The sequence below is a fragment of the Nocardia sp. Tas62D01 genome (genome assembly GCF_055232035.1).
The window spans coordinates 5,443,885-5,456,984 of sequence record NZ_JBUYUZ010000001.1 but is presented as its reverse complement, the minus strand read 5'-3'; the positions used below and the strand labels follow the sequence as shown (position 1 = coordinate 5,456,984).

General features: G+C 65.4%; 9 protein-coding genes and 1 pseudogene. 6 read left to right on the top strand and 4 right to left on the bottom strand.

The annotated features are described in order from the left end of the window. Positions 1 to 66: 66 nt before the first annotated feature. Positions 67 to 1,386 (bottom strand): FAD-dependent oxidoreductase, encoded by a 1,320-nt coding sequence (locus ACV7NQ_RS25850; RefSeq protein WP_463362006.1) that lies wholly within the window; start codon positions 1,384 to 1,386, stop codon positions 67 to 69. A gap of 315 nt (positions 1,387 to 1,701) precedes the next feature. On the opposite strand from ACV7NQ_RS25850, the gene ACV7NQ_RS25845 reads away from it, so the two are divergent. From ACV7NQ_RS25845 to ACV7NQ_RS25830, 4 genes are all read left to right on the top strand, one after another. Further along, complete coding sequence (locus ACV7NQ_RS25845; RefSeq protein ID WP_463362005.1) at positions 1,702 to 3,276, top strand: FAD-dependent oxidoreductase; 1,575 nt, start codon at positions 1,702 to 1,704, stop codon at positions 3,274 to 3,276. Positions 3,277 to 3,368: 92 nt separating this feature from the next. Beyond that, positions 3,369 to 3,737, top strand: coding sequence for a hypothetical protein (locus ACV7NQ_RS25840; RefSeq protein WP_463362004.1), 369 nt, complete (start codon positions 3,369 to 3,371; stop codon positions 3,735 to 3,737). 966 nt (positions 3,738 to 4,703) lie between these two features. Continuing rightward, a complete protein-coding gene (locus tag ACV7NQ_RS25835) occupies positions 4,704 to 5,918 on the top strand; it encodes a tyrosine-type recombinase/integrase (protein ID WP_463362003.1) in 1,215 nt (404 codons plus the stop codon). A 785-nt stretch (positions 5,919 to 6,703) separates the two neighbouring features. Further along, on the top strand, positions 6,704 to 8,920 hold the full coding sequence (locus tag ACV7NQ_RS25830) for a hypothetical protein (protein WP_463362002.1): 2,217 nt from the start codon (positions 6,704 to 6,706) through the stop codon (positions 8,918 to 8,920). 46 nt (positions 8,921 to 8,966) lie between these two features. Here the strand turns inward: ACV7NQ_RS25830 and ACV7NQ_RS25825 are convergent, their stop codons facing one another. After that, a complete protein-coding gene (locus ACV7NQ_RS25825) occupies positions 8,967 to 9,701 on the bottom strand; it encodes a TetR/AcrR family transcriptional regulator (protein ID WP_463362001.1) in 735 nt (244 codons plus the stop codon). Between the two features lie 101 nt (positions 9,702 to 9,802). On the opposite strand from ACV7NQ_RS25825, the gene ACV7NQ_RS25820 reads away from it, so the two are divergent. Together ACV7NQ_RS25820 and ACV7NQ_RS25815 are read left to right on the top strand one after the other, a co-directional pair. Then, a complete protein-coding gene (locus ACV7NQ_RS25820) occupies positions 9,803 to 10,765 on the top strand; it encodes a zinc-dependent alcohol dehydrogenase family protein (RefSeq protein WP_463362000.1) in 963 nt (320 codons plus the stop codon). Positions 10,766 to 10,782: 17 nt separating this feature from the next. After that, on the top strand, positions 10,783 to 11,802 hold the full coding sequence (locus ACV7NQ_RS25815) for a tyrosine-type recombinase/integrase (RefSeq protein WP_463361999.1): 1,020 nt from the start codon (positions 10,783 to 10,785) through the stop codon (positions 11,800 to 11,802). 15 nt (positions 11,803 to 11,817) lie between these two features. On the opposite strand, the pseudogene ACV7NQ_RS25810 reads toward ACV7NQ_RS25815, so the two are convergent. Continuing rightward, a pseudogene (locus ACV7NQ_RS25810) lies at positions 11,818 to 12,063 on the bottom strand (NAD-dependent epimerase/dehydratase family protein); the annotation flags it as partial. Between the two features lie 649 nt (positions 12,064 to 12,712). After that, entirely contained in the window at positions 12,713 to 13,060 is a 348-nt protein-coding gene (locus ACV7NQ_RS25805; protein WP_463361998.1) for an NAD-dependent epimerase/dehydratase family protein, read from the bottom strand. Positions 13,061 to 13,100: the final 40 nt, after the last annotated feature.

The window sequence follows — 13,100 nt, the reverse complement described above, 5'->3', positions numbered from 1 at the left end:
ACCGGCCTGTTACCGGTCGTATGGTTGTGCTCTGCGTCCATTCGGGCGCGACTCCAGAAGTTCGGCTCACGTCGCCGCCGCTCCGCGCCATCGAACCGACTGCGCGGCCAGCAACAACGGGTCGTAGACCGGCGCGTAGGGCGGCGCGTAGGACAGGTCCAGTTCGGCGAGCTCGGACACCGTCATCTGGGCCTGCAGCGCCGCGGCAACCACATCGATGCGTTTCGCCGCGCCCTCCTGCCCCAACAGCTGCGCGCCGAGCAGCCGACCGCCCGGCTCGTGCACGAGCCGCACATGCAGCGGTGCCGAGCCGGGGTAGTACTTGGCCCTGCTGCGGCTGATCACGTCGGTTGCCGTGGCAGCAAACCCGGCGGCCTCGGCTTCGGTGAGGGTCAGCCCGGTGCGAGCCACCTCGAGATCGAAGACCTTGACCACGGCCGTACCCACGACACCGGGAAACCGTGCGTCGCCGCCCGCCGCGACCGCGCCTGCCACGCGCCCGGTCTTGTTGGCCGCTGGGCCCAGCGGCACGGACGCCGCAGCGCCCAGCACCCGGTGGTGCACGGCAGCGCAGTCGCCTGCCGCCCACACCGACGGCAGGCTGGTGCGCATCTGTTCGTCCACCTGCAGCGCGCCACCCGGGCCAACCGCTGCACCGGCGGCGGCCGCGAGGGATCCGGCCGGGCGCACGCCTGCACACACGACCACCACGTCCACGTCGCCCGCGGGCCCGGCAAGCAGCTCGGCGACATCGGTATCGAGCAGTAGCTCCACCCGTTCACGCACATGTTCCTCGACCATCGCCGCGATCGGCGGATCCACCGTCGGCAGCACCCGGTCCAGCCGATCGGCCACCGTCACCTGGCAGCCCCTGACCTGCAGCGCCTCCGCCATCTCCAACCCGATGTAGCCGGCACCCACCACCAGCGCGCGGCCCACGCTGCCCACGTCCAGCAGGGCGCGCAACCCGATAGCGTCCTCCAGTGTTCGCACCGTGTAGACCGGCCGGTTCGGCCTGGTCGGTAGCGCGGGCACATTCGGTGTGCCGCCTGCCGCGATCACCAGCGCGGAGTACTCCAGCCGCTCTGTCCGGCCGGCCTGACGGACGCCCAGCGTGCGTTGATCCGGATCGAGGTCCAGCGCTCTGGCATGCAGGCGCAGGTCCAGTCGGCGCCGCTGCCGGAAGAAATCCGGCGGATAGGAAATCAGGTCCTCTGGTTGCGCGATCAGCCCCGAAATGAAGTACGGCAGACCGCACATCCCGTAGCCGGCGTACCCGGTCGCCTCCAGCACGACGATCTCCAGATCAGGCGCCACGCGCCTGGCCGAGGACGCGGCTGACAATCCGGCGGCCCCGCCACCGATTACTACCAAGCGCTCGATCATGAGACGAAATCTATGGTCGAAACGCCGCGCAGCGATATGTCTCGATGAGCCAGCATCTCCGCTAAATATGGTCCGCCAGAGACATATCGCGGGTGAGGCTGTGGCAGCTGGACTGGTGTCTGCCGCGGCGTCTGACCAAGTCTCTTACGACAAGGGCGTTGCCACGGCGCCAGGAGTAAGCCGCGGTGAGGTTCTTTATCCGGCGGGGTAGTCATGCGGTCCGGATGTATCCGGATATGGGTACCCATCCGGGGTCTGGAGACCTGCCGTCGAAAGCCATCGGAACTACACAACCAATAGAGAACGGTGCAACACATGGATATCCGAGATCAGCATCCGAATCTTGCCGAGTGGGACGATTTGATCGAGCAGTGTTTAACCGATCCCGGCTCCGAGCCGCTACTCAACCTCGAAGGCGACGATAACCCGGTCTATGACGCGATCTTCGTAGGAGGCGGGGGCGGTGGCCGGTTCGGTGCCGCTTATATGCGGGCGATGGGCGGGCGGCCGCTGATCATCGACGCGTGGCCCTTCCTCGGCGGCTCGTGCCCACACCAGGCCTGCGTACCGCACCACCTGTTCTCCGAGGCGGCCGAGGAACTCGATCGAATGCGATGGCTGTCCGGCAAACTGTTCTACCCAAAATTCGACCCAACGCGAGCCGGAATTCTCGATCTGGTGAAGCTGTTCCTTACCGGCCGCAACAGCGCGCACGCATTCATGAATTGGCAGACGAAAGAACAGCTCGAAGTCGAATATGTGCTCAACGCACCGGCTACGATCGTCGACGCCAACACCGTCACCGCGGCCGGCCGCACATTTGTCGGGCGCAACCTGGTCCTCGGTATGGGTGCCCGCCCGGCGCTGCCCGATATTCCCGGTGTGGACCTGCACGGCGTCTACGATTTCGTCAGTCTGATCGAGGAATTGGACTACGAGCCGACCCGGTGCGTAATCATCGGCGGCAGCAAAGTGGCGATGGAGTACGGCTCGTTCTTCCAGGCGACCGGCTGCGAGACGACACTCGTGTCGCGTTCACCGTTGATGCGCACGAATGCGCTTCACCATGTGGACGAGGATCTGCGCACCTACGTGGTCGACGGTATGCGCAAGCGGGGCATGACCATCCTCGAGGAGGCGACGCCGGTCTCCATCAACGGCACGGACGGCGTCGTGCGCAGTGTGACAGTGCGGTTGTCCTCGGGAGAGCAGGTCGAACTGGAAACCGACTTCGTCTTCTTGGGCACCGGTGAGCGGCCGAACGTCGCGCAGGCACAACAGGCACTGGGCATCCAGGTGGGCTCGACCGGCCGGGTGGCGGTGGACAAGCGGATGCAAACCACCGTTCCCGGTGTGTACGCGGTCGGCGACATGATCGACGGTCCGATGGAAATGTTCAAAGCCCGCAAGTCCGGGGTCACCGCGGCGCGCAACATTATGGGTGAAGAGGTGGAATTCGATTTCGCCGAATACCCCGACTTCCTGCATACCACCTACGAGGTGAGCTGGGTCGGGCAGACCGAAGCCGAGGCACGCGCCACCCACGACGATGTGATCATCATCCAGATGCCGCCGTATGTGGAAGGACTCGACACCAACCACCTCCCACTGCCCTGCGCCGAGGGAACCATGCTCTACGCATTCACCAACCCTGAGCTATCCGGCTTCCAAAAGCTCGTCGTGGACGGCACCACCCGCAAAGTGCTGGGCGCGCACCACGTGGGATACGGCGCCAAGGACGCATTCCAGTATCTGGACTACCTCATCCACCGGGCGGAGGGGCTCACGATCGACGAATTGGGCTGGATGAATGAGCTGTTCCTCAACCCGGAGCACTTCGTGCAACTGTCCCGGCTGCGCGCAGGCAAGTCCAAGCTGGTTCACCTCTGAGTGAGGATCCGCCTCCGGCCCGCGCCCGGAACGGTTCGTCGGAGCGCGGCGGGGACTGTTCCCCACCACGCCCCGTGCACGAAGATGACATCGTGCCGCCAGAGTCCATCAGTCTCGCCGAATGTTGCCAGCGCGTCCTACGGGTCGGAGCCGAGGGGACGGACCGGGCGTTCGCCGAATTGACGAAGGCTGCCAGTCAACTGACTGGCGCTGCGGGTGCCAGCGTGGTCAGCTGGCAGCCCACCGGCCCGACGGTGGTGGCCGCCGTCGGGGCGACACCGAGCCTGTCCGGTAAGCGGATTCCGGAGGGCATCAGCCGGTCCGGTCGGCGGGCGGTGGCGTCACTGGTCGTGCAGGGGCGCGTCGATCTGGTCGTCTGGTGGGAGGCGGGCCCGCTCGGCTCGGCCGACCAGCCGACAGAGGCACAGCTGACCGATTATGCGGACGAGGGTAGACCGTAAACAACAAGGCAGGTATCGAACATGGCCGTTGACCGTGAAACCGAGCTTCTCGCGAGGCTGGGCCTCGAATAGCGACTGTCCGGGAAACTGAGCAAGCTCACCGGGACTGGGGTGCGCTGTATTATGGCTACCCGTTCGACGCCGAGGGTGCGCTGCTGACCGATGAGATCATCCGATCCCGCACCGGCACACCAGATCCCGCGCTGCGTGTCGTGTCGGCGTCGCCCCGTCGGGCGGCGCCCGCAACCCCGCTGGCATCGTCGCGGGCGACCTCGACGACACCGGCCGGTTCTGCTAGACCCGTTCGCGCCCCGCCCCGTATGCCGTCGGAGGCGTAGTCATGGGAAGCGTGCCTGCGCGCGCATGGGGTCGGCGCGAATCGCATCGTGTTCTACGCCAACTACAGCGGGGACAGGGCCAGCATGCTGATCAAACACGCATGAGTCGCGCTGCGCGCCGAGGGCGCGACCAGTTCGGATGCGTTGTGCCCGTATATCAAAGCCCTGCACTGTCAATGGCCAAGTTTCTCATGGCCACGGACACGCGCTCGCGCCGATCGAAAGCGCTGCGCACTGAGCCGATCGCCCACACCGTCACCAAGGGCGGGCCTGGTTCAGGCCCGCACCCGACGCTGCGGGACCTGCGCACCACAGTGCACGATGTGGGAGCCGGGGCTCGACCTGGTCGTGCGCACTGGACGCCGCAGCGCATTTGGCGTGGCAGCTGCTGCCGCCGATCGCCTCGGGAGCGGTGACGAATTCGATCGCCCGGCGTCAACGCGATGCGACCACGACCAGTCGAGGCGTCGCGGCGCATCGCCATTGAGGCGGCGCGGAGCAACTGTGAACTTGTTCCACGCCATGTCGATTGAGGGATCGGCACGGCTCAGCGGTTCTGCACGAGTCTCAATGCTGGCCGTTCGATTCGGACGGGCTCGGCGACCTGGTCGCTCACGGCGGAAACACTGTGCAACTCTGCTCGATTCATGATCGAGCAGCAGCAGTCGCCGGAGGTCGCAAGCAAGATTCTAGCCGCGCCGAACCGATCAATACCTACGTCGCCAAGAACGGCAAAAAGTCCTATTCGTTTCAGGTCGATGTCGGCGTGCGGCCGGACGGGACGCGCATCCGGCAGCAGTTCACCTACGACACCTTGAAGATGGCCCGCAGCGAATACCGCCGGATCAGCGCCGCCGTGGCCGCCGGAACCTTCGTCGGCCGGATCGACCTCACCGTAAAACAAGTGTGTGCCAAGTGGTTGAAGTCCCGCCCGGACATCCGAGCGAACACGCAGCGGAACTACCGCGATTCGCTGAAGTACGTCACCCGCGACCTCGGCGCGATGAAGGTTCAGGCGCTGCGGCAGGCGCATGTGGACGAGTGGGTGTCCACGATGCTGGAAGCCGGGCCGATGAACGGCAAGCCTCTGGCACCGGCCACGGTGCGCCTGGCTCTGGTGATGCTCCAACAGGTCACCGAGTACGCCACCCGGCAAGGTCTGATCGCCCGCGATCCGGCCGAATACGTCCAGGCACCCCGGCAGCGGCCCACCAAGGTCGCCGCCTCAGACGTGTGGACCAAGGAACAGGTGCAGACCTTCGCCGCCAAGGCCAGCGCACACCGCTTGCACGCCGTCTACCTCATGTCCTGCTACGGGCTGCGCCGCTCGGAGGTATGCGGGCTGCGCTGGACCGACATCGACCTGACACGCGGCACGCTCAGCGTCGAGCAAAGCCATGTAGAGGTGGAAGGCAAGGACCACGCGGTGGACGAACCCAAGACCGAGCGCTCACGCCGGACTCTGCCGATGCTCGATGACGTGGCAACGACGTTGCGGGAGTTGAAGACTCGCCAGAAGCTGGAACGGCTCGCGCTCGGCCGGTCCTGGGACGAAACCACGCATGTGTGCTCGGACGAGACCGGCAAGGCCGTCCTGCCCCGGACCTACACCGGATGGTTCCACCGCATTCGGATCGCAGCCGAGCTCCCCCGGATCACCTTGCGGAACCTGCGGCACACCTCGGTGTCCGTCATGCTTCACGCGGGAATCCCAGCCTCCACCGTCGCCGCGTGGCACGGGCACGATGTTCGCATGACCACGGCCGTCTACAACCGGGTCTATGACGAAGGTCTGACCGCAGCCGCCTCGGCCATGTTCGGCGGCACCGAAAAGACCGTCTAAGACGGGCCGTTAAGGGGGTTCCCCCTACCGTTGGCAAAGAACTTGGCAAGATGGTTGAAACACAAAAGCCAGGACCGATGTCTATAACCGGCCCTGACCTGCATAAATACTGTGGAGCTAAGGGGACTCGAACCCCTGACCCCCACACGGGGATTCAAGGACGCGCGAGACATCTCAGCAGTTCCCAAAACAGCCTGTCACCTGCAATGATGGCAATCATAAACGGCCCACAGTAACCCAAAGAATCCCAGCGTCTTTCATACGAACCGTGGGGGAAACCCTGGGGAACGTCGAATCTGTGTGCCATAGGCAGCGGCAAGTGCGTGAGTGGCGGCTCGCGTAGCCTCAGCCTTCGCGGGCCGGACTTCACCAAGCGGCCTCGGCGCCAGCCGGACCCGCACGTTGCCAGTCGTAGGACCACCGACAGCAGGTGATCCGCTGAGAGAACATGTTCCAGATCCGCTATGCGGACCGATCATGGCGACGGCAGCAGAACGACCGGTAATGCCGATTTCCGGGCATTCGGGAACCCTGCTGCTACCGGCGTGGTCGACCGGACACACGTCCAAACCGGTCTACAGCTGCACTTTTCGCGCCAAACCGCCGAAAATCCGTGCTTCGATCCGGAAATGCAGCGGGCGGCCGGAGGCTACCTCGAGGGGACATGGTTGCATCGCCCAAGCCGATGCGGGTCAGGTCCGCGCTGCCGGGGGTTCATAAGCGGTTGTTCGCGCGTCGGCTGTGGTGCAGGATTCGAGATCGACAGGGAGGCAGGAGGATTCTCCATGGACGAGCAACTCGTATTTACCGATACTCCGTTCGGAGCACTTCTGCAGCTGCTGGCACTGGCTCTGCAACGCTCGGCTGGTGATAGGCCAGCTGTGCTCGTTGAGGAGAGTCCAGACGCAGACAGCCGCTCGCCAGACTGGGGACCTGGCACGATCTACACCGCTGGTGAGAATCTCTCAGCGATGCTGTCGGCACTGCTGGAAACACATCCCGGCGTCGTATGGATTCCTCTGTGGGAGCGCGACGACGCCGAGTGGCGCCGGCCACACTACGACCAGCACCTGCAGGAGCTCCGGCCATATTCGCGTGATTCGGGCCTAGCAGTCCTCTTGCCTGCGGAGGAACTCAGCTCCCGGTCGGCGGTGACGATGCGGCAGAACATGTATGCACACTGGGACGTGGCTGCGGTAATCGAGGCCACAGGTGGTCACCCCCTTGAGCATCCCCGCATGCGAGTCGCAGCTATCGTGCTCCGGGCCAAGGCTGATCCTGCGCCCCCTGTCAGGATGTTCCGCGTTCCGACAGACGCCGACGCCGACGCTGTCAGATCCGACTTCGCGCATCTGGTCAAGCAAGGCGGAGGCCGCAGCAAGTTCGGATACGTTTTGCGCGAGAGACCAGACGCGGACATCGGGCTCAACTTCGACGCTCACGACCCCGCTATCGAGCAGCAGCGCGCAAGCCTGTCAGGGTTCGGCGGTGTGGTTCGCCTGGGCGACCTGTACGAATTCCCGCCCACGATCCGTTCGTCGCAGCTGAAAACAGAAATGAAATGTGCACCCGATGCCGCGGGTGCGGCGCGGGTTCTGCGGGGCCGGGACGTCCGCCGCGATGGGACCCTGGCAGCACCGAGCAAGCACACGCAGTGGGCCTGCATACCCGAACAGTTCCACCTTGCGGTAGATGACGTACTGGTGCAACGCACCTACCGTCGCAACGATTCCGGCGGTCTGGTGCTAGCCACCGTTCGCCCGGAGGACCTTCCCGCCGTGGTTACGTACCCCCTGCTGGTGATGAGACCGCGTGACCAGCAGGCGACGCGAGACAGAGATTTCGCCCTGCGGTTCCTCCGAACTCCTGTTGCTCTGACGCTGCTCAACGCCGCGCTGAGCAGTGCCCACGACATGGTGCATATTCGGGCGGCGCCGTTGGCGGAGATGGTTGTACCGCGGCCGGATCAGGATTTGGCCGACGCGTTGGATGGTCTGGACGCAGCGAAGGAGCGCCTTCAACGATGGCAGGCGCAGGCCGATGAGATCCTCACCTCGGTGTTCCGCAGCGACACGCCGTCGGAAGCTCGGCGACGCGTCATAGAGTCCGGCCGTACCCTGCGGTTACGTGTCGAGGCTGCCTCGTTGTTGGACGACCTCGGCCACACGGTGCGGACGCGTTTCCCGTACCCGGTCGCCGCACGCTGGCGCACCGCCGAGGTACTGCAGAGCACGGCACCAACCAGGGAAGCCTACGCAGCAATTCTGGACGCGACCGAAATCCTGCTGTGCTACAGCGCGCTGGTGACGTTGGCGTTGACCCGCCAGGAGGGTATCGAACTCGGCTCCGCCGGCGAGCTCCGGGCGAAACTTCGCACCGGCCGCACGGGGCCAGGTCTGGGTGAATGGACCGCAGTCCTGACCGAGGCCGCCACCAGTAAGCGGCTCCGATCCATGACGCCGTCACATCCGCTCGGTGATCTGCGTGGCTTGCTCGCCAACGCCGCAGTCAATGGTGCACGGCAACGGCTCTCCGACCGACGCAACGATCAAGCACACATGCGTCACCCCGACGCAACCGATTTGCCCGACGCGGTGCGAGATGCCGCCAATGACTTGAGAGTCCTCCTCGACGCCGCCCGATTCCTGACCGACTGGCCACTTGTGCAGGTAGCAGCGGTGCGGCGCGATTCGCTGACTCGGCGTTCCTACATCGAGTACCGCGAGCTGATGGGTGACCACCCAGTGGTACCGGTCAGCTCGTCCGAACATACGGACAACGAGTTGGAAGTCGACAGTCTCTACCTGCGCGGTCCCGAACAGCGGCTGCATCTTCTCCGGCCATACCTGATCGGCAGGGATTGTCCGGAGTGCCGGAACTGGTCGACGTTCCATGTCGACAGGGCGCCGCAGGGTGCGGTGGTCCTCAAGAGCCTCGAGCATGGTCATACGACGGTAGATCCAACGCTCAGCGACGTTCTCCAGGTCGTCGGTCTGCTTTAGTCACCGTCCAGGCATGAGAGTCCCTGCTACACGGTGGTGGGACCCACTACCCGCCGGACTGTGGTGCCAGGCCCTGTAATGCCGCGTTCCGCGCGTTCGTCCGCATCTGCCGATGACAGCGCGTACGAACACGACGCGGGAACCACACCGCCCTTCGATTCGGCTTTCGTGAGCGTGGGGCAGAACTCGACCGGACCACGGGGCATCGCGGTGAGTGCCGATCAAGTCGAAACGCCCGAATCGCGAGCGCAGCGAAGCGGCGGGAGGCAGCAACCCGGGCGTTTGTCGATGTGGCGTGCAGGCCGCCGTTGGCCATCAGCATGAGGATGAGGTCGTCCAGGACGAAGTCGGGCCGCAGGTGGCCGGTGTCCTTGGCACGGCGAGCGAGCGAGGTGAGCGCGTGTTCGCGCCCCGCGGCGAGATCCATGGCGTGAGGGAAGGTCGAGGTGAACGCCGTAGTGAAGCCCCGGTTTCGTGCGTGCAGCTCACAGAGCTTCTCGATCACGAGGCACAAGCCGTGCCATGGATCCGGGTCGGCGAGCCCCTCCTCGACAATGGCGTGGCACGCGTACATCTGCTCTGTGAAGGCCTCAGTGGCCAGCGCCTGTTTGGTGGGGAAGCGGCGGTACAGGGTGGCGGGGCCGACCCCGGCGCGCCGGGCTATCTCGCGCATCGGCACGTCCAGGCCTTCGGCGGCGAACACTGCTCGTGCCGCGTCGAGGATGCGCTCGCGGTTGTCCAGCGCGTCCGTACGTAGCGTCTGATGCAAACGGTCGACCACTCTCCCACTTTAGCTAAACGGACGCCGACGTCCGCTAGCGTCCCAAGCAACCAGGAGTCGCTTAGCGGCGGTTTTGATTTAGCTCACGAAGAGGGACAACAGTGAAGGCAGTCGCGATCAAGGAGTTCGGGGGTCCCGAGGGGCTGGCAGTCATCGACATCCCTGGCCCGGTTCCCGCTCAGGGACAGGTGTTGATCGCCAGTGAGGCGATCGGCGTCGCAGGCGTCGACGTCATGATCCGAAGCGGTGCTCTCGCTGCCTACGGCTTCCGGGAGGGTCATGTCCCCGGCGGCGAAGTGGCGGGGACGGTGACCGCGGTGGGCGATGGCGTCGACCCCGCATGGGTCGGGCAGCGCGTGTGGGCGTTCACCGGTACGGGCGGCGGCTACGTCGAGCAGGCGATTGCGCCGATCGGAGAGGTCTTGTCCCTCCCGGCGAGCCTTTCGGCTGTCGACGCCGTGACGCTCGGGAGCTCCGGGGTCGTGGCCCACTTCGGTCTCTCCCACGCTCACTTCTCTTCGGGCGAGGCCGTGCTGGTGCGCGGCGCGGCTGGCAGCATCGGGATCATGACCGTCCAGCTCGCGGCTCGCGGTGGTGCCAGCGCCGTGGCAGTCACCACCTCCTCCCCTGAGCGTGGCCGTCAACTGCGCGACCTCGGTGCGACCCACGTGCTGGACCGCTCCGGAGAAGGAGGGCCGGACGATCCCCCGGGCTACGACGTAATCATCGACGTCGTAAGCGGTGAAGACATGCCTTCGTTCTTCGACAGGCTCAACGCTAACGGTCGACTCGTGGTTGTCGGCGCAGTCGGGGGCCAGCCGCCGGCCGACTTCGGCACGAGGTTGATGGCCGCATTCCAGAAGTCCATGTCCTTCGCCACCTTCAGCGCCGCGACGGTAGCGGAGCCCGCTCGACGTGCCGTGAGGATGGAGCAGTTCGCTGCCGCGGGTCGTGGCGAGCTCCAGACGGTGGTGCACGAGGTGCTGCCGCTCGAGCACGCCGTGCTGGCGCACCAGAAGATGGACGCTGGCGAGGTCTTCGGGAGGATCGTGCTGATCCCGTAGTCACCTGATCACGGCAGGTGACGATTTGGCTCGCGCAGCACGACGTCCCGGGTCTGTCGTCCAAGCCCACTCATCTGCCGCGACCCGAGCGAATTCGGCTGGTGTTCTGGGCATCGTGGAGCATGGGTACTTCATCGGATATCGACGTCACCTTCGCCGGTGACGATCTCGTACTGCGGCTGGCCTCCGCGGCCTACCTTGCCCGGTTTACCGGCAGCTCCCGTATCCACTGCGGATCTGATCTGCGCCTGTACTTCACCTGGTGCACCGAACGTCATCTCCTACCGCTGTTAGCGGTGCGCGCCGAGATCGAACGGTACGTGCGGTGGATGCAGGAGACCCGCCGATTCAAGCCTTCTACCGTTGCCCGCCGTACCGCAGTAGTGACCGGGTTCTATCGCACCTGCGTCATCGACGGCGTCATGGACCACTCGCCGGCCGAGTACGTCCGCCGACCCCGAGTGCCGAACGAGTCACCAACACTCGGACTTTCGCACCTACAGTTCGAAGCACTGCTCACCGCGGCGCGAGATTCCGCCAACCGGTTCGACTTCGCGCTCGTAGCAATGCTCGGACTGCTCGGGTTGCGGATCTTCGAGACCTGCAAGTCCGACGCCGAGGACATCGGCGAGGAACACGGCCACCGCGTCCTACGCGTAGTCGGCAAGGGCTCAAAGCTTGCCCTGATTCCTTTGCCGCCAGCGGTCGGGCGAGCAATCGACCGCGCCACCGGCGACCGCGACCACGGACCGATCCTGCTCAACCGTCGAGGATGGCGCATGGATCGGCATTGCGCCACAAGACGACTGCGCCGCCTGGCCCAGGATTCGGCGATGCGGCTACCCCGCATGCACCCGCACATGCTGCGCCACACCTTCGTCACCACCATGCTCGACGCCGGAGTCGACCTACGAGACGTCCAGTTCGCAGCACGCCACGCTGACCCCCGCACCACCATGCGCTACGACCGCGCCCGCACCAACCTCGACCGACACCCCAACTACATCCTCGCCGCCTACATGGCGTCGGGCACATAACAGCTCAACACACGCGACGTGGAGAACGTAGTCGCAGTCAGCGACCGCGTCCGCCCACCCGTCGTCGCTGTGCAGGTCGGCACGGACGACGGTCAGAAGCGCGTCATCGAATTCGGTCGCGGCGTGCAACTGTGCCCGCAGCGTGGGTTCACGTCCCAGGTCGCGGACCGTGGTGCGCACGTCGTGACCGGCTTGCAGCAGCGCGAGCACGCACCAGCTCCCGATGAATCCGGATCCGCCGGTGACCAGAACGGTTGTCATGGGTGTCTCCTCAGCACGCTTCCTGATTTCCGGTCGAGCGCTCACGCGAGGCCGTGGCCGATGAGGCTTTCGGCGCATTCGACGGCGGCCTGCTCGGCGGGGCGCGGGGCCCAGCCGAGGATCTGTTGTGCTTTCTGTGTCGTGTGCCTGTTGCGGCGGCCGAGTGAGATGGTGATCGCCTTCAGCGACGGGGCGAACAGCGACGTCAGTCGGACGAGGACATTCGGCAGTTCCCGCGCGGAGACCTTCGCTGCCTTGTCGCCGGAGGGCGGCCTCGAGGGCGTGGGCGATGTCGGCCATCCAGATGAACGGCCCGGTGCCGAGGAACCGTTGGCCTGCCGCGTCGGGTGAGGTCATGGCGCGGATGTGGAGGTCGACGAGGTCGCGGACGTCGACGACCTCCAGACCGATCTTGGGGGCGCCGCGCATCTGTCCACGGAGCATCCGCTGGATGATCGACGCCGTGCCGACGTTCTCCGGTGTGAGAATGGGGCCGAGCACTGCACCGGGCAGCACCGAGGAAAGTTCGGTCAGGCCGTCGTAATCGGCCATGAAGTCCCATGCTGCCTTCTCCGCGATCGTCTTGGAGCGTCGGTAAGCCGGCAGGGACGGGTCGTCGACGGTCCATAGTGTCTCGTCTGTGACACCCTCAGCCGTGTAGGGTCGCCGCGCGCAGCACGCGGAGCGCACCGTCGCGAGCGGGAACGATCAGCGCGTCGGCGTCCTTGTCGCCTCCATCGCCCAGCGGTGACGCGACGTGCAGGACGAAGTCGATACCGGCCATCGCCGCATCCCACCCGTCGTCTTTCGTCAGGTCGGCGTAGGCGAAGCTCAACCGCTCACCCGGATCGACCTCGGTGGATACCGCATCGATCACCGCCTGCTCCCGGGACGGGGAGCGAACGGTCGTGCGCACGTCGTAGCCGCGCTGGAGAAGGGCGACGATCGCCCACCCGCCGACATAACCGGTGCCCCCGGTGACCAGAACCTGCGCCATATCGTTTCCCGCTCTCTTCTCTATGTTGGACGGGTGTGTT